Genomic DNA, 22,757 nt, shown 5'->3' with positions numbered 1-22,757 from the left:
GGGGCACCCGCGGAACCGGCTTTGCCGGGCCGCCGGGTGCGCCCCCTGGAGGGGGGAGGCGGCTACACGAAGTGAGCAAGCAACGGGGGTGGGTCAGATATCAAACAGCAGGCGCGACGGGTCTTCCAGCGCTTCCTTCATTGCGACCAGGCCCAGCACGGCTTCGCGGCCGTCGATGATGCGGTGGTCATAGCTCATGGCCAGGTAGTTCATCGGGCGGATCACGATCTGGCCGTTCTCGACCACGGCGCGGTCCTTGGTGGCGTGCACGCCGAGGATGGCCGACTGGGGCGGGTTGATGATCGGGGTCGAGAGCATCGAGCCGAAGGTGCCGCCATTCGAGATGGAGAACGTACCGCCAGTCATGTCTTCGATGCCCAGCTTGCCGTCTTGCGCCTTCTTGCCGAATTCGGCGATCTTCTTCTCGATGTCGGCGAAGCTCATCTGGTCGGCATTGCGCAGGATCGGCACCACCAGGCCGCGCGGCGAACCGACGGCGATACCGATGTCGAAGTAGCCGTGGTACAGGATGTCGTTGCCGTCGACCGAGGCGTTGATCACCGGGTACTTCTTCAGCGCGTGCACGGCGGCCTTCACGAAGAAGGACATGAAGCCGAGCTTCACGCCGTGTTCCTTGGTGAAGCTGTCCTGGAAGCGCTTGCGCAGTTCCATGACGGGTGCCATGTTGACTTCGTTGAAGGTCGTCAGGATGGCGTTGGTCGACTGCGACTGGATCAGGCGCTCGGCGATGCGGGCGCGCAGGCGGCTCATAGGCACGCGCTGCTCGGGGCGCTCGCCCAGGTCGGGCGCGCCGGTCGGTGCGGCGACCTGCGGCAGCGCGGGCTTGCCGGCCGGCACTGCGACGGTTGCTGCCGCCGCGGGCTTGGCGCCCGAGGCAACGGCGGCGAGCACGTCACCCTTGGTCACGCGGCCGTCCTTGCCGGTACCGGCAACGTCACCGGTCTTCAGGTTGTTGTCGGCCAGCAGCTTGGCGGCTGCGGGCATGGCCACGTCGGACTTCGAGCCGCCGGTGGCGGCAACAGCCGCCGAGGTAGGTGCCGCGGCAGCCGGAGCCGCTGCAGCAGGCGCTGCCGCCGGTGCGGCGGCCGAAGCCTTGCCTTCGGTGTCGATCTTGGCGATCAGCTGATCGGCCACCACGGTGGCGCCGTCGGGCTGCACGATTTCGGCCAGCACGCCAGCCGAAGGCGCGGGCACTTCGAGCACGACCTTGTCGGTCTCGATCTCGATCAGGATTTCATCGACGGCAACGGCTTCGCCGGCCTTCTTCTTCCACGTGAGCATGGTGGCCTCGGCCACGGATTCGGAAAGCTGGGGGACTTTGACTTCTACGATAGACATTTGGAGTGAGCTCCGATTTGTTCTTCAGGTATTCGTGTGAAAGAGGACTGGTTTTACTTGGTCAGCACGAAGCCCTTGAGCTTGCCAAACGCGCCATCGACGAGCGCCTTCTGCTGTTCCTGGTGCAGGTGCGAGTAGCCCACTGCCGGCGATGCCGAGGCGGCACGGCCGGAGTAGCCGAGCTTCTGGCCTTCCTGCATGTTTTCGTGGATGTAGTGCTGCACGAAGAACCAGGCGCCCTGGTTCTGCGGCTCGTCCTGGCACCAGACCACGTCGACGAGATTCGGGTACTTCTTGATCTCGGCGGCAAACGCCTTGTGCGGGAACGGATAGAGCTGCTCGACGCGGATGATCGCCACGTCGTCGGCGCCCTGCTCTTCGCGCTTCTTGGCCAGGTCGTAGTAGACCTTGCCCGAGCAGGCGATCAGGCGCTTGACCTTCTCGGCCTTCAGTGCCTTGCTTTCCGGGATCACGGTCTGGAAGCTGCCCTTGGTGAACTCGGACAGCGGCGAGGTCGCGTCCTTGTTGCGCAACAGCGACTTGGGCGTGAGGATGATCAGCGGCTTGCGCAGATTGCGAACCATCTGGCGGCGCAGCACGTGGAAGATCTGGCTGGCCGTGGTGGGCTGCACCACCTGCATGTTGGTGTCGGCGCTCAGCTGCATGAAGCGCTCCAGGCGCGCCGAGCTGTGCTCGGGGCCTTGGCCTTCGTAGCCGTGCGGCAGCATCATCGTGATGCCGTTGACGCGGCCCCACTTCACTTCGCCCGAGGCGATGAACTGGTCGATCACCACTTGCGCGCCGTTCACGAAGTCGCCGAACTGGGCTTCCCAGATGACGAGCGTGTTCGGGTCGTTCGAGGCGTAGCCGTATTCGAACGCGAGCACGGCTTCTTCCGACAGGATCGAGTCGATCACGACGAACGGAGCCTGGTTGTCGGCCACGTTCTGCAGCGGCGTGTACGTGCCTTCGTCGAACTTCTCGCGGTTCTGGTCGTGCAGCACGGCGTGGCGGTGCGTGAACGTGCCGCGGCCCGAGTCTTCGCCCGACAGGCGGACCGGGTAGCCACTGGCCACCAGCGAGGCGAAGGCCATGTGCTCGCCCATGCCCCAGTCGATGTTGACGTCGCCGCGGCCCATGGCTGCGCGGTCGTCGAGCACCTTCTTCACGAGCGGGTGCACCGTGAAACCTTGCGGCACGGTGGTGATCTTCTCGGCCAGGCGCTTCCACTCGCTCGAGGGAATGGCGGTGTCGCCGGCGTCGGTCCACTTCTTGTTGAGGTACGGGCTCCAGTCGACGGCGTACTTGCTCTTGAAGTTGGTGAGCACGGGGTCGACGGTGTTCTTGCCTTCGTCGAAGGCAGCGCGCTGCGCCTTGACCATGTCGTCGCCGAGCGTGTCGCCCAGGCCTTGAGCGGCCAGCTTGTCGGCGTACAGCTTGCGCGTGCCGGGGTGCTGGGCGATCTTCTTGTACATCAGCGGCTGGGTGAGCGAAGGGGTGTCCTGCTCGTTGTGGCCCAGCTTGCGGAAGCAGATGATGTCGACGACCACGTCCTTCTGGAATTCCATGCGGAAGTCGAGGGCGATCTGGGTGGCGAGCACCACGGCTTCGGGATCGTCGCCGTTCACGTGCAGCACCGGCGCCTCGATCATCTTGACGATGTCCGAGCAGTACAGCGTCGAGCGGCTGTCGCGCGGGTCGCTGGTGGTGAAGCCGATCTGGTTGTTGATGACGATGTGCACCGTGCCGCCGGTGGAGTAACCACGGGTCTCGGCCAGCGCCAGCGTTTCCATCACGACACCCTGGCCTGCGAAGGCGGCGTCGCCGTGCACGATCACGGGCAGCACCTGCTTGCCCAGCGGATCGCCGCGGCGGTCCATGCGGGCACGCACCGAGCCTTCGACCACGGGGTTCACGATCTCGAGGTGCGAGGGGTTGAACGCGAGGCTCAGGTGCACCGGGCCGCCGGGGGTGGTCACGTCGGAGCTGAAGCCCTGGTGGTACTTGACGTCGCCGCTGGGCAGGTCTTCGGGGGCGGTGTGGTCGAACTCTGCGAACAGGTCGGCCGGCATCTTGCCGAGCGAGTTGACCAGCACGTTGAGGCGGCCGCGGTGGGCCATGCCGATCACGATTTCCTGCACGCCCTTGACGCCGGCCTGGTTGATCAGCTCGTCCATCGCGACGATGAAGCTTTCGCCGCCTTCGAGCGAGAAGCGCTTCTGGCCGACGTACTTGGTGTGCAGGAAGCGCTCGAGGCCCTCAGCCGCGGTCAGGCGGTTGAGCACGTGCTTCTTCTGCTCGACGCTGAGCTTGGGGTTGGTGCGGGCGCTTTCGAGCCGCTGCTGCCACCAGCGCTTGTGGTTCTGGTCGGTGGTGTACATGTACTCGGCACCCATCGTGCCGCAGTACGTTTCGCGCAAGGCGTTGAGCAGGTCGCGCAGCGACATGGTCTCCTTGCCGAAGAAGGTGTTGCTCGTGTTGAACACCGTCTCGAGGTCCGCATCGCTGAAGCCGTAGAACGACGGCTCGAGCTCGGGAATGGCGGGACGCTCGGCGCGCTTGAGCGGGTCGAGGTCGGCCCAGCGGGCGCCGACGTTGCGGTAGGCGGCGATCAGCTGCTGGACGGAAGTGCGCTTGCGGCCGAGTTCGGAGTCGGCGCCGCTGGCCTGCACGACCTTGGTCGTGCCCTGCTTCGCGCGTTCGGCGAAGGCGTTGATGACCGGCAGGTGGGGGACGTCGCGGGTGTTGGTGCCGTCGGCGGCGGGAACGTTCTGCAACGCGTCGAAGTACGAACGCCAGTTGTCGGGCACGCTGCCGGGGTTGGAGAGGTAGTTCTCGTACATCTCCTCGACATAGGGGGCGTTGCCGCCGAAGAGGTACGTGTTGCCTTGATAGGCGGTATACGCCGATGGCGTCGATGAATCGCTCATGATCCGCTGACCTTCGCTTCCCTTGAGGAAGCACTAGCTGGTTAAGAAACCTTCCGCGACACGGCTGAACCGATTGGCGGATGCGACTGTGGCTGGGGAAGGGCCTGAGTACCTTGGCATTGTGCCACGTCAACCATATGACGGTTCAAGGGGGCTTCGCAACCCCCTGCCCGCTCATTCAGTCCGAAGAGAGTAACTGTTTGATCTGCTGCAGCGTGGCGGGGTCGTCGATGGTGGTCAGGTCGCCCGGGTCGCGCTGCTCGCACACGGCCTGGATGGCGCGGCGCAGCAGCTTGCCGCTGCGGGTCTTCGGCAGGCCGGCGACGAAGCGCACGCGGGCCGGCCGCGCCAGGGCGCCGAGCTGGTCGGCCACCACCTTCATGATTTCGCCCTCGAGCCTGAGGGCCGCGTCGGCATCGGCCACGGCCTTGCCGTCCTTTGGAACCACGAAGGCCATCGCAACCTGTCCCTTCAGGGCATCGGCCACGCCGACCACTGCCACCTCGGCCACGTTGGGATGCCCCGAAATGCTCTCCTCGATCTCGCGCGTGCCGAGGCGGTGGCCCGCCACGTTGATCACGTCGTCGGTACGCCCGAGGATGTAGAAATAGCCGTCCTCGTCGCGAATGCCCCAGTCGAAGGTCGAATAGACCATCTTGCCGGGCACGCTCTTCCAGTACGTGTTGACGAAGCGCGCGTCGTCCTTCCACACGGTCTGCATGAAGCCCGGCGGAGTCGGCCCCTCGACCACGACCACGCCCTTCTCGTTCGCGCCGGTCAGCTCCTCGCCGGTGGACTCGTGCAGGATCTTGATGCGGTAGCCGTACATCGGTACGCCCGGACTGCCGAACTTGCTGGGCTTGGGTTCGACGCCATTGGCGATGGTGATCATCGGCCAGCCCGACTCGGTCTGCCAGTAGTTGTCGATGATCGGCACGCCCAGGCCCTCGCTGATCCAGCGCGCGGTGGGCTCGTCCAGCGGCTCGCCGGCCAGGAACAGCGCACGCAGGGTCGACAGGTCGTACTTCTTCAGCAGCGCCGGATCCTGTTTCTTGAGCACGCGCACGGCCGTGGGCGCGCTGAACATCACCGTCACCTTGTATTTCTCGACGAGGCGCCACCAGATGCCGCCGTCGGGCTCCCGGTCGATGCCCTGCGTGGGCAGGCCCTCGTACATGATCGTCGCCATGCCGGCGATCAGCGGTCCGTAGACGATGTAGCTGTGGCCCACAACCCAGCCGATGTCGCTGGTCGAGAAGTAGGTTTCGCCGGGCCTTCCGTCGAAGATGTGCTTCATGCTCGCGGCCAGCGCGACCGCGCAGCCGCCCACGTCGCGCTGCACGCCTTTGGGCTTGCCGGTGGTGCCGCTCGTATAGATGGTGTAGCTGATGTCGGTGGAGGCCAGCCAGGTGCAGGGCACCTTGGCATCGAGGTGCTTGCGGCGCAGCTCGGCGGCCAGATGGTCGCGGCCGGCGGTCAGCTCCATCGGCGCGAGACCGCGATCGGTCAGCAGCACAGCCGAAGGCTTGTGCTTCGACAGCCGGATCGCCTCGTCGAGCAACGGCTTGTACGCAATGACCTTGTTGCCACGCGAGCCGGCATCAGCACTCACGATCACCTTCGGCTCGGCGTCCTCGATGCGCGTGGCCAGTGAACCGCTGGCGAAGCCGCCGAACACCACGCAATGGATGGCGCCGATGCGCGCACAGGCCAGCATGGCGAAGGCGGCCTCCGGAATCATCGGCATGTAGATGAGCACGCGGTCGCCCTTGCCCACGCCCAGTTCGATCAGGCTGGCGGCGGTGCGCTGCACCTCGGCGTGCAGCTCGGAAAAGCTGTAGCTCTTCTCGACGCCTGTTTCGGTGGAAACGAAGATCAGCGCGGGCTGGTCGCCCCGCTCCGCCAGGTGACGGTCGACGGCGTTGTGACAGAGGTTGGTCGTGCCGCCCACGAACCATCGTGCGAACGGCGGCTGGCTGGCGTCGAGGATCTGTTGCGCGGGTGCCTGCCAGTCGATCAGCTTCGCCTGCTCGGCCCAGAAGGCCTCGGGCGCGTCGACGGATTGGCGATGGAACTCTTCATAGCGGCTCATCTCGGTCTGTCTCCTGTTTTATGTTCCGTTCCGGCTGTCGCGCCAAAACTGAATTCATAATTATGGAGACCGATCTTGCAGCAAGCTGACAGGCCGGGCAATCCGCCCGGACCCTGCCGTTCCGGCTACCGGACGAGCGAAAGCACTTCGGAAAACGCGGGATGCTCCGCCGTGCGCAGCCACTCGAAGCCGACCATCTCGGTCGTCACGAGCTCGGCACCGGCGCCGGCCAGCCGGTCGAAGGCGGCATCGCGATTGCGTTCGGTGCGCGAGCCGCAGGCGTCGGTCACGACCCAGACTTCGAACTCGTCTTCCAGCAGGTCGAGCGCGGTCTGCAGCAGGCAGACATGGGCTTCGCAGCCGGCGATCACGATGGTGTTGCGCTCTTCCGCCGCCGCCTGCGGCTTCTGCAGGTGCTTGGGCAGGCTGCGCGCATTGCCCTGCGGCGCCTTGGCCGGCACGCGCAGCCACTCGCCCAGGCCCTCTTCCACGCCGCTGAAATGCATCTTCGACAGGGTGCGCTGGCACAGCGCGCGGATGTCGGGCAGGTTCTCGCCCAGCTTGGAGGGGTTGTGCTCGGTGCCCCACACCGGCACCTGGAGCAGCTTCGCCATCTTGCCGAGCCGTACGGCGTTCTGCGCGACCGCTTCTCCCTCGAAGATCGCCGGCATCAGCCGCGCCTGGTAATCGACCAGAACGAGTTGGGATTGCGAGGCATCGAGCAGCATGAACAGTTTCTTTCAGGTATCGGTTGAATCGGGCTGAACCGTACCACCGAAAAGACCGGGTTGGCGCGAACCGCCATCGACGCGCTGCACGAGTTGCGCGACGTAGGCCTTGAACAGCGCGTCGGCCGACTGCCTGAACATGCGGATGCGCCCCGTGTGCTGCATCAGCAGCAGGCCTACGCCATGCGCGAACAGCGCGGTGTTCTCGCGCAGCGCGGCGTCCGCGTCGAGCCCCATTTCCTGCAGCGCCTCCTCGCAGGGGCGCAGGGCCTGGTAGAGGTGGTCGTTCAGCTCGTGATCGAGTTCGCTGGTCAGGCCGCGCGGGCGCATGCCCTGCACCAGATAGAAACCCAGGTCGAGTTCGCGCGGATTCGCGGCGTAGAAGTCGAACCAGGCTTGGGCCCTTGCGGCGAGTGCCTGGCCGGGGCCGTCCCGCGCCACAGGGGCATCGGCCACGGCGCTCTGCAGCCGCTGGATCGACTCGTCGAGCAAGGCCGCGTAGATAGCCTCCTTGCTCTCGAAGTACGAATAGATCGCGCCAGGGGTGTAGCCCGCTCTCCTGGCGATTTCGCGGACGCTCGCCCCCTCGATGCCGGCCTCCAGGAAGACCGCGCGGGCGGCATCGAGCACGAGCGAACGGCGGGCATCGGTGAGCGCCTGGCGGCGTTGGAGCTTGGCGTGCATGGGCGGGACTATAGCCCTCGGATTGATCGTCGATCCATTTTTCTGATCGTTGATCGAAAAATTGAACAGTGTTTAAATCTTGGCAAAACAGCCAGGAGACAGACCCGATGAATGCCCCGCTTCCCCACACATCCCTCATGTCCGGCGGCGACTACCGCGAATCGCTGCGCCGCTACACCCCCACCGTTTTCGTCGACGGTCGCCGCGTCCAGAGCGTGGCCGACGAGCCCGCCTTCCGGCCCGGCATCAATGCCATTGCCCTCACCTACGACTACGCCCTGAAGAAGGAATACGAGCCGCTGATGACCGCCGTACAGCACACCAGCGGCAAGCGGGTCAACCGGCTCTCCCACATCAACACAAGCGCAGGCGACCTGCTCAACAAGCTCGAAGCGGTGCGGCTGGTCTGCCAGGAAACGGGGTGCGCCCAGCGCTACCTGACGCACGATGCGCTCAACGCCATCGCCCAGGTGTCGGCCCGCATCGACGACGCCCGCGGCAGCACCGAGCACGCCGCGCGTTTCCACGAATACCTGCACCGCGTGCAGGACCAGGACCTGACGCTCGGCGTCGCCATGACCGACGCCAAGGGCGACCGCAGCCGCCGCCCGCACGAGCAGGCGAACGTCGACAGCTACCTGCACGTGGTCGAGCGCAACGCGCGCGGCATCGTCATCTCGGGCACCAAGGCCATCGTGACTGGCGCGCCCTACGTGCACGAGCTGCTGGTCATGCCCTGCCGCAACATGGGCCGGGAAGACGCCGACTTCGCCGTCTGCTGCGCCGTGCCGCTGGACGCGCCCGGCCTCACCATCGTCGCGCGCCCGGCAGGCCGTCCCGGCGAAAAACTGGAGCACGGCGAGGCCCTGTTCAGCCGCAAGTACGGCCAGAGCACCGGCGTGTGCATGTTCGACAGGGTGTTCGTGCCCTGGGAGCGCGTGTTCTACGCCGGCGAATGGGAGCACTCCGGCCACCTGACCTACAGCTACGCCACGCACCACCGCCACAGTTGCATCGGCGCGCGCGCCGGCTTCGGCGACCTGCTGATCGGCGCAGGCGCGCTGATGTGCGAGGCCAACGGCTTCGATCCGGGCAAGGAAAGCCACCTGCGCGAGCAGATGGTCGAGCTCATCACCATCACCGAGAGCTTCTTCGCCTGCGGCGTGGCGGCCAGCGTGTACGGCAAGGCCGACGGGCACTGCGATGTCTTCATGCCCGACCCGGTGTTCAGCAACATCGGCAAGCTGCTGCTGGCCACGAAGATCTACGACATGCACCGCATCGCGCACTATGTAAGTGGCGGGCTGATCGTCACCCTCCCCGGCCCCGACGAAGACCACAACCCCGAGACCGCCGCCAGACTCTCGGACGTGCTGCGGGCCAACCCCACCATTCCCTACGAGCAGCGCATCGAAACCGCCCGCTTCATCGAAGACCTGACGGCCGGCTACCAGGGCGGCTGGTACAGCGTGATCAGCCTGCACGGCGGCGGCTCGCCCGCGGCGATGAAGCAGGAGATCTGGCGCAACTACCCGGTCGGCTCCAAGGTCGAGCTGGTCGAGCGCATCCTCGAACGCGGTATTGCGGCCGACGGCTCGCCCGCGGCCGCGCCACACGACCCGGATCGCGCCATCACCCGTAACCGCCAGCCCGGCAGATGCTGCGACACCGGCTGCACCACGCCGGGCCAGCCCGTGATGGTCGACCTGCCAGCCTCGCGACGCGCCTAGACTCCGGCGGATGAAACTCTTCTCCAAACGGTTGTGCCTCGCAGCGATGGGACTGGGTGTCGCGCTGATCGTCATCGCCTGCGGCGGCGTGCGCAAGGCCACGGTGCCGATGGCAACCTCGCTCGAGAAAAGCAGCTGCCCTCGCGCCAACGTCGACACGCTGCTGGTGATGCTCCCCGGCGCGTACTCGACACCCGACGAATTCGAGCGCGAGGGCTTCGTCCGCGCCGTCAAGGAGAACCGCGTCGCAGCAGACGTGATGCTGGTCGACGCACACCTCGGCTACTACAACGACAAGACCATCCTCGATCGCCTGAGCGCGGACGTGATGGCGCCGGCGCGCAGCCAGGGCTACCGCCACATCTGGTTCGTCGGCATTTCGCTCGGTGGTTTCGGCGGAATGCTCTATGCGCAGACGCATCCCGGTGAACTCGCGGGGCTGGTGGCGCTCGCGCCTTACCTCGGCGAACGCGCGCTCGGCACCGACATCGCCAATGCCGGCGGCCTCGCCAGATGGAAAGGCCCTCTGGTCGATCCGTCCGAAAGCTCTCCCCGCACGCCCAATGAAACGCAACTGTGGCAGTGGCTGCGCGGCTATTCGGGCTTCACGAACACGGCAGGCGCCAAGCCGCCGCTCTATCTGGGCTACGGGGTGGACGACCGTTTCGCCTTCAGCAACCGGCTGCTGGCAAACGTGTTGCCGACCGAACGCGTTTTCACTACCGAAGGCGGCCACGACTGGCCCGAGTGGAATCGGCTCTGGCGCCGCATGCTGCCGACCTTGCCGCTGCCGGGCTGTCCCGGCTGATCAGTCGCCCGGGGCTCAATTCGGCCGCAGGCGCAACAGCTTGCCGTCGGCCTCGTCGGTCAGCACGTAGAGCAATCCGTCCGGCCCCTGCTTCACGTCGCGGATGCGGGCACGGCCTTCGGCGAGCAGCCTGTGCTCGGCAACCACCTTGCCGCCCTTCAGCTCGATGCGATCGAGATAACCGAACTTCAGCGAGCCAACGAACAGGTTGCCTTTCCAGGCGGCGCCATAGCGATCGCTGGTCAAGAACGCCATGCCGGACGGCGCGATCGACGGCACCCAGTAGTGCAGCGGCTGCTCCATGCCCTCCTTGGCCGTGATGCCGTCGCCGATCTTGCCGCCGCCGTAGTTCTCGCCGTAGGTGATGACCGGCCAGCCGTAGTTGCGGCCGGCCAGCGGAATGTTGATTTCGTCGCCACCCTGCGGGCCATGCTCGGTCATCCAGAGGCGCCCGTCTGGCGCAAGCGTGGCGCCCTGCCCGTTGCGGTGTCCATAGCTCCAGATCTCGGGCAACGCACCCGCCTTGCCGACGAAGGGGTTGTCCCTGGGCACCGTGCCGTCCTTGCCGATGCGCACGATCTTGCCGAGGTGGTTGTCCAGCTTCTGCGCGTCCTCCTTGCGGCTGAAGCGGTCGCCGAGCGTGAGGAACAGCGTGCCGTCGCGCGCCTCGACGATGCGGCAGCCGAAGTGATTGCGACTCGCCACCTTGGGCTGCTGGCTGAAGATGATCTTCAGGTCCTCGAGCTTCGTGCCGTCGGTCGACAGATTGGCGCGCCCCAGCGCCGTGCTGTTGGCCGAACCGCCGGCATCGGGCTCGGAGAAGCAGAAATACAGCGTGCGGTTTTTCTCGAAGCCGGAGTCGGCGAGCACGTCGAGCAGGCCGCCCTGACCGCCCGCCGCGATGGGAGGCAGGCCCGCGACGGGCGCGCTGACCTTGCCGTCGGCGCTGACCAGCCGGAGGCGCCCGGGGCGCTCCGTCACCACGAAACGGCCGCCTGGAAGGAAGGCGACGCCCCACGGGTTTTCGAGTCCGGCGGTCACGGTTTCGGGCCGCATCTGCGCCGCGGCGACACCGCAGAAACCGATTACCGTGACAAATGTCCAGCAACGAAGAGAGACCGAAAGTAGCAAGCGCGGCAAATTCATGGCTTTTCCGTGAAGTTGACGTGATCTTGACGAGAAATAGCAACCGAATCCAGCAAGGGCGTCGATCAACCCGAGGTTCGAGGGCCCTTTCGCAGTCAACCATTTATGGGCCATAAACGTTCGCCGTTACATTTTTTCTTCGGCCGGATCCAAATTTTTTATGTAAATCAACGACTTACAGATGGATTCGCTAATTCTGTTTAAATTGACATAACCGCGCGTCATCAATATCCTACGCGCCATGCGTTTTTTCGTCCTACCCGCGTCCCTCCTCTTTGCCGTTGCAGTACATGCAGCCCCCCAACAGGAAAAGACCGATGACGAGCTGGCACGAATGCTTGCCGACAAAGGCTTGATCGGGCAACTCAAGCAGGTTCGCCAAACCGTCACAGAACGCACTTCCGACCTGGTCGTGACCGCCATCGGATTCCTCGGCGTTCCGTACCGCCGCGGCGGCAACACCGCCGAATCCGGCTTCGACTGCAGCGGCTTCGTCCGCGCCATGTACAACGAGACGGTCGGCCACGTGCTCCCCCGCCGCGCCGAAGAGCAGGCAGCCGCCACCGAGAAGATCGACCGCAGCCAGCTCAAGCCCGGCGATCTCGTGTTCTTCAACACCATGCGCCGCGCCTTCAGCCATGTCGGCATCTACGTCGGCGAAGGCAAGTTCATCCACTCCCCCCGTTCCGGCGCCCAGGTTCGCGTCGAGGACATGAACGGCAGCTACTGGCAGCGCCGCTTCGACGGTGCCCGCCGCGTGCCCGGCGGGCCGGCGGACGAGGTGAAGGCTGCGGCCGTCGCCAATACCGGCAACTGAGCCACCCCCCGAGTCCGGATTCAGGACGAAAAAAATCCCGCCGCGGCGGGATTTTTTATGGGCGCCCGGCCGGTCCGACCGGCGCCCTCCAGCCTTCTCAGCCCTTCTTCTGCGGCGGCAGGTCCGTGCAGGTGCCATGCGCCACTTCCGCCGCCATGCCGATGCTTTCGCCCAGCGTCGGGTGCGGGTGGATGGTCTTGCCGATGTCGATCTCGTCCGCGCCCATCTCGATGGCCAGCGCGATCTCGCCCAGCATGTCGCCGGCATGCGTGCCGACGATGCCGCCGCCCAGGATGCGATGCGTCTCGGCGTCGAACAGCAGCTTGGTGAAACCCTCGTCGCGGCCGTTGGCGATGGCGCGGCCCGAGGCGGTCCACGGGAAGTGGCCCTTCTTGACCTTGATGCCTTCGGCCTTCGCCTGATCTTCGGTCAGGCCGACCCACGCCACCTCGGGGTCGGTATAGGCCACGCTCGGGATCACGCGGGCGTTGAAAGCCGCGCTCGACAGCTCCTTGTCGCCCTTCAACTCGCCGGCAATCACTTCGGCCGCCACGTGCGCCTCATGCACCGCCTTGTGCGCCAGCATGGGCTGGCCCACGATGTCGCCGATGGCGAAGATGTGCGGCACGTTGGTGCGCATCTGGATGTCGACCGGAATGAAGCCGCGGTCGCTCACCGCCACGCCGGCCTTCTCGGCGCTGATCTTCTTGCCGTTGGGGCTGCGGCCCACGGCCTGCAGCACCAGGTCGTACACCTGCGGCTCCTTGGGCGCGTTCTCGCCCTCGAAGGTGACCTTGATGCCCTCCTTCGTAGCCTCGGCGCCGACCGTCTTGGTCTTGAGCATGATGTTGTCGAAACGCGGCGTGTTCATCTTCTGCCAGACCTTCACGAGGTCGCGGTCGGCGCCCTGCATCAGGCCGTCGAGCATTTCGACCACGTCGAGGCGTGCGCCCAGCGTGGAGTACACCGTGCCCATCTCGAGGCCGATGATGCCGCCGCCCAGGATCAGCATGCGCTTGGGGTCGGTACCCATCTCGAGCGCGCCGGTCGAGTCGACCACGCGCGGATCCTTCGGCATGAAGGGCAGGCTCACGGCCTGCGAGCCGGCCGCGATGATGGCGCTGCGGAACTTCACGGTCTGCTTGCTGCCAGTGGTGTCCCAGCTGGTGCCGGAGGTTTCCTCGACCTCGATGTGATACGGGTCGATGAAGTTGCCGACGCCGCGCAGCACCGTCACCTTGCGCATCTTGGCCATGGCCGTGAGGCCGCCGGTGAGCTTGCCTACCACCTTGTTCTTGTGGCCGAGCAGCTTGGCGCGATCGACCGTCGGGGCCGCGAAGCTCACGCCGAGATCGGCGAAGTGCTTGACCTCGTCCATGACAGAAGCCACGTGCAGCAGCGCCTTCGACGGGATGCAGCCGACGTTCAGGCACACGCCGCCGAGGGTGGCGTAGCGCTCGATCAGCACGACCTTCAGCCCGAGGTCGGCCGCGCGGAAAGCCGCCGAATAGCCGCCGGGGCCGGCGCCGAGCACGATCACGTCGCACTCGACATCGACCTTGCCGCCGTAGCTCGACACGGCCACGGCGGCCGATGCAGGGGCCGGCGCGGGCATTGCCGCCTTGGGTGCCGGGGCCGCTGCAGCCGCTGGCGCAGGGGCCGCCGCTGCGGGCGCGGGCGCCGCGGCACCGCTCACCTCCAGCGTCAGCACGACCGAGCCTTCCTTGACCTTGTCGCCCACCTTCACGGCCAGCGACTTCACCACGCCGGCGGCGGAAGACGGGATTTCCATCGAGGCCTTGTCCGATTCGACCGTGATCAGCGACTGCTCGGCCTTGACCGTGTCTCCGACATTGACCAGCACCTCGATGACCGCGACTTCGTCGAAGTCGCCGATGTCGGGCACCTTGATTTGTTGTTCGCTCATTTGGACACTTTCAGTTTGAGTGTGAGAACGTCGACCGGTGGGGCCGAATTGCGATCGAATTCGCAGGCGGCGGCGATGCCCGCCTCCGCCACGTCGCGCGAGCTGCGCGACTTGATGTCATAGGCCGCGTGCATGGCACCGAGCGCAAAGCTGCGTCCCGAGCCGATGGCCCAGAACTCCTTGAACTCGAACACCTCGCGGTAGCTGTAGATGCCGTAGATGCCGCTCTGGTTGGCCATCAGCATCGTGAACTGGCTCGACTCGTAGGGCTCGTGCTCGTCTTCCTTGGTCTGCATGAAGAACGAATCCTTCAGCACCGGATGCAGCATCGTGAAGGTGCGGAAGATCTCGTGCTTGCTGCCGAACATGAGCTGCTCGCGCGGCTGCGCGGCCAGCGCGTGCTGCAGCACCAGGAAGTGCGCGGCGGCGCCGGCCACCGCGAACAGGCTCTGGCCCGCCGCGTCCTCGACGGTGAAGATCTTCTGGTTCGCCTCGGCGCGGTGCGAGAGCCGCGTGTCGCCGAAGGTCACCAGAGAATCGGCTGCCATCGTGACCTGGCCGCCCTTGCGGACGGCCACTACGGTGGTCATAGCTGCTCCCGCCGGGCCGCCCCAAGGGAGCTGCCCCCCTCAGGGGGGAGCACCGAAGGTGCCTGGGGAGTCATAGAAGAATGCGACGGTAGTCCGCGAGCACCTGGCCCAGGTAGGCGTTGAAACGCGCAGCCAGGGCGCCGTCGATCACGCGGTGGTCGTACGACAGCGACATCGGCAGCGTGAGACGCGGCACGAACTGCTTGCCGTCCCACACAGGCTTCATCGCACTCTTCGAGAGGCCGAGGATGGCCACTTCGGGGGCGTTGATGATGGGCGTGAAATGCGTGCCGCCGATGCCGCCGAGCGAGCTGATCGAGAAGCAGCCGCCCTGCATGTCGGCCGAGCCGAGCTTGCCGTCGCGCGCCTTCTTGGCGAGTTCGCCCATCTCGGCGCTGATCTGCAGGATGCCCTTCTTGTCGGCATCCTTCAACACGGGCACCACGAGGCCGTTGGGCGTATCGGCTGCAAAGCCGATGTTGTAGTACTGCTTGTAGACGAGCTGGTCGCCGTCCAGGCTGGTGTTGAACTCGGGGAACTTCTTCAGCGCCGCGACCACCGCCTTGATGACGAAGGCCAGCATCGTCACCTTGACGCCCGACTTCTCGTTCTCCTTGTTGGTGGAGACGCGGAAGGCTTCGAGCTCGGTGATGTCGGCTTCGTCGTTGTTGGTGACGTGCGGGATCATCACCCAGTTGCGGTGCAGGTTCGCGCCGCTGAGCTTCTTGATGCGCGACAGGTCCTTGCGCTCGACGGTGCCGAACTTCGTGAAGTCGACCTTGGGCCACGGGATGAGGCCCAGCGCCGCGCCGTCCGCGCCGCCACCGGCCGGCGCCTTGGCGGCCGATGCCTTGGTGCTCGCCTGGCCGCTCATCACGGCCTTGGTGAAGCTCTGGATGTCTTCCTGCGTGATGCGGCCCTTGGGACCGGAGCCCTTGACCTCTTCGAGCGGCACGCCGAGTTCGCGCGCGAACTTGCGCACCGAAGGCGAAGCGTGCGGCAGGCTGGCGCTGGGTGCGACCGTCGTGTTGTGGGCAGGGGCCGCAGCAGCAGGTGCCGGCGCCGCGGCTGCCGGAGCAGGCGCGCTGGCGGCGGCGGTTGCCGGTGCGGCGGCCGCCGCCTGAGCAGGCGCCGGGGCGGCGGCTGCTCCAGCGGCTCCCTCGAGCACGGCGATCAGGTCACCGATGTTGACCGTGTCGCCCACCTTGACCTTGAGTTCCTTGAGCACGCCGGCAGCCGACGACGGAATCTCCATCGATGCCTTGTCCGACTCGACCGTGATCAGCGACTGCTCGGTCTTGATCGAATCGCCCACCTTCACGAGCACTTCGATGACGGCGACGTCCTTGAAGTCGCCGATGTCCGGCACCTTGATCTCGACCGGGCCGGAAGCCGCCGCAGCGGCGGCAGGAGCCGGTGCGGGCGCTGCCGCGACAGGCGCGGCGGCTGCGGGAGCCGCAGCGGGCGCGGGGGCCGGTGCTGCTGCAGCACCCGCTCCCTCGGCCTCGAGCACGAGCACCACCGAGCCCTCTTTCACCTTGCTGCCGACTTCGACCTTGAGTTCCTTGACCACACCGGCGGTCGACGACGGGATTTCCATCGACGCCTTGTCCGATTCGACCGTGATGAGCGACTGCTCGGCCTTCACCGTGTCGCCCACCTTCACGAGCACCTCGATCACCGCGACTTCATCGAAATCGCCGATGTCCGGCACTTTCACTTCCACTGCTGCCATATCGTTGTCTCCCGCCGTCAGGCGCCGTTCGTTCGTTGATTGGTTGTTGATTGGGGATCAGGCGTAGAGCGGGTTGACCTTGTCGACATTGATGCCGTACTTCTTGATCGCTTCCACCACCTTGGCCACCGGCACGGTGCCGTCTTCGCTCAGCGCCTTGAGAGCAGCCACAACGATGTAGTGGCGGTTGACCTCGAAGTGCTCGCGCAGCTTGTTGCGGAAGTCGCTGCGGCCGAAGCCGTCGGTGCCGAGCACCTTGTAGTTGCGGCCCTTCGGGATGAAGGGACGGATCTGCTCGGCATAGGCCTTCATGTAGTCGGTCGATGCGACCACCGGGCCGGTCGAGGCACCGAGCTGCTCGGCCACGAAGGGCACGCGCGGCGTCTGGTCGGGGTGCAGCAGGTTCCAGCGGTCGGCGTCCTGGCCGTCGCGGGTGAGCTCGTTGAAGCTCGGGCAGCTCCACACGGAAGCCGACACGCCCCAGTCCTTCTCGAGCAGTTCCTGTGCCGCGAAGCTCTCGCGCAGGATGGTGCCGCTGCCCAGCAGTTGCACCGTGGGTGCCTTCGCCTTGAGCGCGGGACCCTGCTTCGACAGGTACATGCCCTTGATGATCTGCTCTTCGGTGCCGGGCTGCAGGCCGGGCATCGCGTAGTTCTCGTTGAGCAGCGTCAGGTAGTAGTAGACGTTGTCCTGCTTCTCGACCATGCGCTTCAGGCCGTGGTGCAGGATCACGCCGACTTCGTGCGCGAAGGTCGGGTCGTAGCTCACGCAGTTCGGGATGGTGTTGGCCAGGATGTGGCTGTGACCGTCTTCGTGCTGCAGGCCTTCGCCGTTCAGCGTGGTGCGGCCGGAAGTGCCGCCCAGCAGAAAGCCGCGAGCCTGCATGTCGCCTGCAGCCCAGGCCAGGTCGCCGATGCGCTGGAAGCCGAACATCGAGTAGTACACGTAGAACGGCACCATGATGCGGTTGTTCGTGCTGTACGACGTGGCCGCCGCGATCCAGCTCGACATGCCGCCGGCCTCGTTGATGCCTTCCTGCAGGATCTGGCCGGCCTTGTCTTCCTTGTAGTACATGACCTGGTCCTTGTCGACCGGGGTGTACTGCTGACCGTGCGGGTTGTAGATGCCGATCTGGCGGAACAGGCCTTCCATGCCGAAGGTGCGTGCCTCGTCCACGAGGATCGGCACCACGCGCGGGCCCAGCGCCTTGTCGCGCAGCAGCTGCGTGAGGAAGCGCACGTAAGCCTGCGTGGTCGAGATCTCGCGGCCTTCGGCCGTGGGCTCCATCACCGCCTTGAAGGTGTCGAGCGACGGCACCGTGAAGCTCTCGTCGGCCTTGACGCGGCGGTGCGGCAGGTAGCCGCCCAGCGCCTTGCGGCGCTCGTGCAGGTAACGCATTTCCGGCGTGTCGTCGGCCGGCTTGTAGAACGGCAGTTCGGCGATCTGGCTGTCGGGAATCGGAATGTTGAAGCGGTCGCGGAAGGCCTTGATGTCCTCGTCGCCGAGCTTCTTGGTCTGGTGGACAGTGTTCTTGCCTTCACCGATCTTGCCCATGCCGAAGCCCTTGACGGTCTTCACGAGCAGGACGGTCGGCTGGCCCTTGTGGTTCTGGGCCGAGTGGAAGGCGGCGTACACCTTCTGCGAGTCATGGCCGCCGCGCTGCAGGTTCCAGACCTCGTCGTCGGTCATGTGCTCGACCATCTTCAGCGTGCGCGGATCGCGGCCGAAGAAGTTCTTGCGGACGTAGGCGCCGTCGTTGGCCTTGAAGGACTGGTAGTCGCCGTCGTTGCACTCCATCATGATCTTGCGCAGCGCGCCGTCATGGTCCTTCTCGAGCAGGGCGTCCCAGCCCTTGCCCCAGATCAGCTTGACGACGTTCCAGTTGGCGCCGCGGAACTCGCCTTCGAGCTCCTGGATGATCTTGCCGTTGCCGCGCACCGGACCGTCGAGGCGCTGCAGGTTGCAGTTGATGACGAAGATCAGGTTGTCGAGGTTCTCGCGCGCCGCCAGGCCGATGGCGCCCAGCGATTCGACTTCGTCCATTTCACCGTCGCCGCAGAACACCCACACCTTGCGGTTCTCGGTGTTGGCGATGCCGCGTGCATGCAGGTACTTGAGGAAGCGCGCCTGGTAGATCGCCATCAGCGGGCCAAGGCCCATCGACACCGTGGGGAACTGCCAGAACTCCGGCATCAGCTTGGGGTGCGGGTAGCTCGACAGGCCCTTGCCGTCGACTTCCTGGCGGAAGTTGAGCAGCTGCTCTTCGGAGAGGCGGCCTTCGAGGTAGGCGCGGGCATAGATGCCGGGAGAAACGTGGCCCTGGATGTAGAGCAGGTCGCCGCCGTGGTTCTCGCTCTCGGCGTGCCAGAAGTGATTGAAGCCGGCGCCGAACATGCTGGCCAGCGAGGCGAAGGAGCCGATGTGACCGCCCAGGTCACCGCCTTCGGCCGGATGGTGGCGATTGGCCTTGACCACCATCGCCATTGCGTTCCAGCGCATGTAGGCGCGCAGGCGCTGTTCGATCTCGAGGTTGCCGGGGCTGCGAGCCTCCTGCGAGGGCTCGATGGTGTTGACATAGCCGGTGTTGGCCGAGAACGGCATGTCGACCGTGTTCTGGCGGGCATGTTCGAGCAGCTGCTCGAGAAGGAAGTGGGCCCGCTCCGGACCCTCGCTCTGGATGACGGAGGACAGTGCATCCATCCATTCACGGGTCTCCTGGGCGTCCGCATCGTTTGCGGCCGAGCCGAACAGGTTCTCGGGATTTGCCGACATGCTTGTCTCTCCTTTTGGGGCAGTGGCTGTAATTTAAGTGCGCCTTATGGCGAACGCGGCGGAGTTTCGCATAGAAACATCGCAATTTCAAATAGTGCTCATTGATTTCTTAATATGAAATCTCAAAGGCAATGAGAACTCGCCGAAGCCACGACAAGCATGGTCTTGCCAGGTCGCATTCGTCATGCCGGAAACCCGCGCCGCGCGTGGCAAGCCCAGGGGGCGAGCCTAGAATCCGCCCATGCCTCTCTCCTCCCCGCTGGCGGTTGCCCGCAGTGCCGTGAACGCCTCGCCGCTGTCCTGGTGGCGCAGGTGGTGGCGACGCCAGACCCCGGTGCTGCAGGACGCAGTCGCCATGCTCGCGCCGATGGCAGCCGTGCTGCTGTTCCTTGCCGCCATCGTTTCCGCCTTCTGGTACCTGCGCACCGAGGAAGTCGAGCGCGAGCAGGAGTCTGTGCGCCGCGACGTCGAGTACGCGCAGCAGCGCATGCGCCTGCGCCTGCTGGAGCGGCAGGAACAGCTGATGCGCATCGCGCGCGACGCCTCCAACCGCGAGATCGACCCGATCGAATTCACCAGCCGCGCCGAGTCGCTGGTGAGCCAGTTCCCCGAGCTGCAGACCATCACCTGGATCGACGACCGCCGCCGTTTCAAGGCCGGCTACGCGGCGCCCAGCGTGCACCCCGCGCAGCAGCACCTGATCGGCGACGTGCTGCGCCCCGGCGACATCGAGAGCAACTACGCGCTGGCACGCGAGCTGCGCCAGCCGGTCTATTCGCAGCCCGTGGCCGGAGGCGACCCGCCGTCGATGCTGCAGCTGCACATTCCTCTTTTCGACCAGGGCCTGTTCGCGGGCGTGGTGCTGGGCGAGTTCTCGATCGACGGACTGCTGCGCTACGGCATGCCTTCCGAGGTACAGGCTCGCTACGCGGTGTCGCTGCTCGATGCCAAGGGCCGCGTGATCGCAGGCAATACCAACAACCTGAAGGAAAGCGGCACGCGCCTGCTGCCCTGGACCGAACGCACCAACGAATATGAAGTACCGGTGTCGCCCGTGGGCAATGCGCTGGTACTGCGAGCGCAGGCCTACCGTACCTCTCAGGGCGTGGTCGGCAATGGCCTCTTCTGGCTGGTCTGCGCGCTCAGCGTGTTGACCAGCTGGATGCTGATCGGCACCTGGCGCCACACGCGCCGACGCCTGCAGGCGCAGCAGCGGCTGGTGGCCGAGACCAATTTCCGCCGTGCGATGGAAAACTCCATGCTCACCGGCATGCGCGTACTCGACCTGCAAGGGCGCATCACCTACGTCAACGCCGCCTTCTGCGCCATGACCGGCTGGAGCGAGGAAGAACTGGTCGGCCAGTCGCCGCCCTTCCCCTACTGGCTTGAATCCGACCGCGAGGTGATGAACGAGCGGCTCGAGGAAGAACTGCACGGCCGCGCCCTGCCCGGCGGCTTTCAGGTGCGGGTGAAGCGCAAGAACGGCAGCGTGTTCAACGCACGCCTGTACGTGTCGCCGCTGATCGATGCGCGCGGCCACCAGACCGGCTGGATGACGTCGATGACCGACATCACCGAGCCCACGCGCATCCGCGAGCAGCTCTCCGCGTCCTACGAGCGCTTCACCACCGTGCTGGAAGCGCTCGACGCGGCGGTGTCCGTGGCCCCCATCGGCAGCGAGGAGCTGCTGTTCGCCAACAAGCTGTACCGCCTCTGGTTCGGCTCCGACACCGTGGGCCACCTCGGCATGGTCGCGCAGGCGGGCGTGCCGGCGTCGAATGCGCACGACGAGGGCCTGGACGACGTGGACCCGTACGCCGGCCTGCCGATCGACACGCTCACGGCCGCGCAGACCGCCAACAACGAGATCTTCGTGCCCCACCTCGGCAAGTGGCTCGAGGTGCGCTCGCGCTACCTGACCTGGGTGGACGGCCGGCTCGCCCAGCTCGTCATCGCCACCGACATCACGCCGCGCCGCGACGCCGAGGAGCAGGCCGCCGCGCAGGCCGACAAGGCCCAGGCCGCCAGCCGCCTCATCACCATGGGCGAGATGGCCTCCAGCGTGGCGCACGAGCTCAACCAGCCGCTGACCGCCATCACCAACTACTGCAACGGGATGATGTCGCGCATCAAGGGCCAGTCGATCGACAACGACGCCCTGCTCGCCGCGCTCGAAAAGACCTCGAAGCAGGCCCAGCGCGCGGGCCAGATCATCCAGCGCATCCGCTCCTTCGTGAAGCGCAGCGAGCCCAACCGCACGCCGGCCGACGTGGCCACCATGGTGAGCGAGGCGGTCGAGCTTGCCGGCATCGAGCTGCGCCGGCGCAACGTGCGCCTGAACCACTATGTAGCCGCGCGGCTTCCGGTGGTGCGCGTCGACCCGATCCTCATCGAGCAGGTGATGGTCAACCTGCTGAAGAACGCGGCCGAATCCATCGACCTTGCCGACCGTCCGCTGGCGCGCCGCAGCGTCGAGCTGCGCGTGCTGCCCAAGGTGATCGAAGGCCACAACGCCATCGAGTTCTCGGTGCAGGACACGGGCAAGGGCCTGGCGCCGGAAGTGATGGACCGGCTCTACGAGGCCTTCTTCTCCACCAAGCCCGAGGGCATGGGCATCGGGCTTAACTTGTGCCGCACCATCGTCGAGTCGCACCGCGGCCGGATGCAGGCGGAGAACATCTACAATGGCCCGGATGTGATCGGATGCCGTTTTTCCTTCTGGATTCCGGTGTTGGACGCTATCAGTTCCGTAGCTAGCGACGAGGCAAAGGTACCTGCATGAGTTTGATTCCGAAGAAGGGCACGGTCTATGTCGTCGACGACGACGAAGCCGTACGCGATTCGCTGCAATGGCTGCTCGAAGGCAAGGACTACAGAGTCCGCTGTTTCGATTCCGCCGAATCCTTTCTCTCCCGATACGACCCGCGCGAAGTCGCCTGTTTGATCGTCGACATCCGCATGGCAGGCATGACCGGCCTCGAACTGCAGGATCGGCTGATCGAACGGCGCTCCCCGCTGCCGATCGTGGTCATCACCGGCCACGGCGACGTGCCGATGGCGGTCGACAGCATGAAGAAGGGCGCGATGGACTTCATCCAGAAGCCCTTCAACGACGAGGAACTCGTCACGCTGGTCGAGCGCATGCTCGAACATGCGCGCGGCGCCTTCACGCAGCACCAGCAATCGGCCAGCCGCGACGCGCTGCTGTCCAAGCTCACGGGCCGCGAAGCGCAGGTGCTCGAACGCATCGTCGCCGGCCGCCTGAACAAGCAGATTGCTGACGACCTGGGCATCAGCATCAAGACGGTCGAGGCGCACCGCGCCAACATCATGGAAAAGCTCAACGCCAACACCGTGGCCGATCTGCTCAAGATCGCGCTGGGGCAGGCGGCGCCGGCAGCCAAGGCCTAGAAGCTATCCGGCCGATAGCAATGAACGA

General features: G+C 65.7%; 15 protein-coding genes. 5 read left to right on the top strand and 10 right to left on the bottom strand.

What is annotated here, in order from left to right; genetic code table 11:
- Window positions 1-93: 93 nt before the first annotated feature.
- The 5 genes from odhB to EJO71_RS18020 all read right to left on the bottom strand — a co-directional run bounded on the left by odhB (window position 94) and on the right by EJO71_RS18020 (window position 7,793).
- On the bottom strand, window positions 94-1,359 hold the full coding sequence (odhB, locus tag EJO71_RS18040) for a 2-oxoglutarate dehydrogenase complex dihydrolipoyllysine-residue succinyltransferase (protein ID WP_125949713.1): 1,266 nt from the start codon (window positions 1,357-1,359) through the stop codon (window positions 94-96).
- Window positions 1,360-1,412: 53 nt separating this feature from the next.
- Window positions 1,413-4,289 carry a 2-oxoglutarate dehydrogenase E1 component gene (locus tag EJO71_RS18035; protein ID WP_125949714.1) on the bottom strand — a complete coding sequence of 959 codons (2,877 nt, stop codon included), beginning with the start codon at window positions 4,287-4,289 and terminating at the stop codon, window positions 1,413-1,415.
- A gap of 178 nt (window positions 4,290-4,467) precedes the next feature.
- Window positions 4,468-6,381 carry a propionate--CoA ligase gene (locus tag EJO71_RS18030; protein WP_125949715.1) on the bottom strand — a complete coding sequence of 638 codons (1,914 nt, stop codon included), beginning with the start codon at window positions 6,379-6,381 and terminating at the stop codon, window positions 4,468-4,470.
- A gap of 125 nt (window positions 6,382-6,506) precedes the next feature.
- Complete coding sequence (locus tag EJO71_RS18025; RefSeq protein WP_125949716.1) at window positions 6,507-7,109, bottom strand: isochorismatase family protein; 603 nt, start codon at window positions 7,107-7,109, stop codon at window positions 6,507-6,509.
- Window positions 7,110-7,121: 12 nt separating this feature from the next.
- Window positions 7,122-7,793: a TetR/AcrR family transcriptional regulator gene (locus EJO71_RS18020; protein WP_125949717.1), complete on the bottom strand. Its 672-nt coding sequence runs from the start codon at window positions 7,791-7,793 to the stop codon at window positions 7,122-7,124.
- A 107-nt stretch (window positions 7,794-7,900) separates the two neighbouring features.
- Here EJO71_RS18020 and EJO71_RS18015 point away from each other — a divergent pair, with 107 nt between their 5' ends.
- Window positions 7,901-9,523 carry a 4-hydroxyphenylacetate 3-hydroxylase N-terminal domain-containing protein gene (locus tag EJO71_RS18015; RefSeq protein ID WP_125949718.1) on the top strand — a complete coding sequence of 541 codons (1,623 nt, stop codon included), beginning with the start codon at window positions 7,901-7,903 and terminating at the stop codon, window positions 9,521-9,523.
- Between the two features lie 10 nt (window positions 9,524-9,533).
- Window positions 9,534-10,331: an alpha/beta hydrolase gene (locus tag EJO71_RS18010; RefSeq protein ID WP_125949719.1), complete on the top strand. Its 798-nt coding sequence runs from the start codon at window positions 9,534-9,536 to the stop codon at window positions 10,329-10,331.
- 15 nt (window positions 10,332-10,346) lie between these two features.
- Here the strand turns inward: EJO71_RS18010 and EJO71_RS18005 are convergent, their stop codons facing one another.
- Window positions 10,347-11,387, bottom strand: coding sequence for a PQQ-dependent sugar dehydrogenase (locus EJO71_RS18005; protein ID WP_240651443.1), 1,041 nt, complete (start codon window positions 11,385-11,387; stop codon window positions 10,347-10,349).
- 331 nt (window positions 11,388-11,718) lie between these two features.
- Between EJO71_RS18005 and EJO71_RS18000 the strand changes: the two genes are divergently transcribed.
- Window positions 11,719-12,294, top strand: a complete 576-nt coding sequence (locus tag EJO71_RS18000; protein ID WP_125949721.1) for a C40 family peptidase — start codon at window positions 11,719-11,721, stop codon at window positions 12,292-12,294.
- A gap of 97 nt (window positions 12,295-12,391) precedes the next feature.
- On the opposite strand, the gene lpdA is transcribed toward EJO71_RS18000, so the two are convergent.
- The 4 genes from lpdA to aceE form a co-directional block, all read right to left on the bottom strand.
- Window positions 12,392-14,221 carry a dihydrolipoyl dehydrogenase gene (gene lpdA / locus EJO71_RS17995; protein ID WP_125949722.1) on the bottom strand — a complete coding sequence of 610 codons (1,830 nt, stop codon included), beginning with the start codon at window positions 14,219-14,221 and terminating at the stop codon, window positions 12,392-12,394.
- Window positions 14,218-14,811 (bottom strand): MFS transporter, encoded by a 594-nt coding sequence (locus EJO71_RS17990; protein ID WP_125949723.1) that lies wholly within the window; start codon window positions 14,809-14,811, stop codon window positions 14,218-14,220. The genes lpdA and EJO71_RS17990 overlap by 4 nt, the downstream gene beginning before the upstream one ends.
- 70 nt (window positions 14,812-14,881) lie before the next feature.
- The gene (gene aceF / locus EJO71_RS17985) at window positions 14,882-16,546 is read right to left on the bottom strand and encodes a dihydrolipoyllysine-residue acetyltransferase (RefSeq protein ID WP_125949724.1); all 1,665 of its coding nucleotides are present in this window, start codon (window positions 16,544-16,546) and stop codon (window positions 14,882-14,884) included.
- A gap of 57 nt (window positions 16,547-16,603) precedes the next feature.
- Window positions 16,604-19,318 carry a pyruvate dehydrogenase (acetyl-transferring), homodimeric type gene (aceE, locus tag EJO71_RS17980; protein ID WP_125949725.1) on the bottom strand — a complete coding sequence of 905 codons (2,715 nt, stop codon included), beginning with the start codon at window positions 19,316-19,318 and terminating at the stop codon, window positions 16,604-16,606.
- A 241-nt stretch (window positions 19,319-19,559) separates the two neighbouring features.
- On the opposite strand from aceE, the gene EJO71_RS17975 reads away from it, so the two are divergent.
- Both EJO71_RS17975 and EJO71_RS17970 read left to right on the top strand, forming a co-directional pair.
- Complete coding sequence (locus EJO71_RS17975; protein WP_125949726.1) at window positions 19,560-22,100, top strand: PAS domain S-box protein; 2,541 nt, start codon at window positions 19,560-19,562, stop codon at window positions 22,098-22,100.
- Complete coding sequence (locus EJO71_RS17970; protein ID WP_012747279.1) at window positions 22,097-22,729, top strand: response regulator transcription factor; 633 nt, start codon at window positions 22,097-22,099, stop codon at window positions 22,727-22,729. Before EJO71_RS17975 ends, EJO71_RS17970 begins: the two co-directional genes overlap by 4 nt.
- Window positions 22,730-22,757: the final 28 nt, after the last annotated feature.

It is taken from the genome of Variovorax sp. 679, from assembly GCF_003952185.1.
GTDB lineage: Bacteria > Pseudomonadota > Gammaproteobacteria > Burkholderiales > Burkholderiaceae_C > Variovorax.
This window is presented reverse-complemented; position numbering and strand designations above follow the sequence as displayed.

Excerpts from the sequence above, each read along its gene's own strand:
- odhB (WP_125949713.1), bottom strand. The coding sequence starts at position 1,359 with ATGTCTATCGTAGAAGTCAAAGTCCCCCAGCTTTCCGAATCCGTGGCC.
- EJO71_RS18035 (WP_125949714.1), bottom strand. The coding sequence starts at position 4,289 with ATGAGCGATTCATCGACGCCATCGGCGTATACCGCCTATCAAGGCAAC.
- EJO71_RS18030 (WP_125949715.1), bottom strand. The coding sequence starts at position 6,381 with ATGAGCCGCTATGAAGAGTTCCATCGCCAATCCGTCGACGCGCCCGAG.
- EJO71_RS18025 (WP_125949716.1), bottom strand. The coding sequence starts at position 7,109 with ATGCTGCTCGATGCCTCGCAATCCCAACTCGTTCTGGTCGATTACCAG.
- EJO71_RS18020 (WP_125949717.1), bottom strand. The coding sequence starts at position 7,793 with ATGCACGCCAAGCTCCAACGCCGCCAGGCGCTCACCGATGCCCGCCGT.
- EJO71_RS18015 (WP_125949718.1), top strand. The coding sequence starts at position 7,901 with ATGAATGCCCCGCTTCCCCACACATCCCTCATGTCCGGCGGCGACTAC.
- EJO71_RS18010 (WP_125949719.1), top strand. The coding sequence starts at position 9,534 with ATGAAACTCTTCTCCAAACGGTTGTGCCTCGCAGCGATGGGACTGGGT.
- EJO71_RS18005 (WP_240651443.1), bottom strand. The coding sequence starts at position 11,387 with ATGCGGCCCGAAACCGTGACCGCCGGACTCGAAAACCCGTGGGGCGTC.
- EJO71_RS18000 (WP_125949721.1), top strand. The coding sequence starts at position 11,719 with ATGCGTTTTTTCGTCCTACCCGCGTCCCTCCTCTTTGCCGTTGCAGTA.
- lpdA (WP_125949722.1), bottom strand. The coding sequence starts at position 14,221 with ATGAGCGAACAACAAATCAAGGTGCCCGACATCGGCGACTTCGACGAA.
- EJO71_RS17990 (WP_125949723.1), bottom strand. The coding sequence starts at position 14,811 with ATGACCACCGTAGTGGCCGTCCGCAAGGGCGGCCAGGTCACGATGGCA.
- aceF (WP_125949724.1), bottom strand. The coding sequence starts at position 16,546 with ATGGCAGCAGTGGAAGTGAAAGTGCCGGACATCGGCGATTTCGATGAA.
- aceE (WP_125949725.1), bottom strand. The coding sequence starts at position 19,318 with ATGTCGGCAAATCCCGAGAACCTGTTCGGCTCGGCCGCAAACGATGCG.
- EJO71_RS17975 (WP_125949726.1), top strand. The coding sequence starts at position 19,560 with ATGCCTCTCTCCTCCCCGCTGGCGGTTGCCCGCAGTGCCGTGAACGCC.
- EJO71_RS17970 (WP_012747279.1), top strand. The coding sequence starts at position 22,097 with ATGAGTTTGATTCCGAAGAAGGGCACGGTCTATGTCGTCGACGACGAC.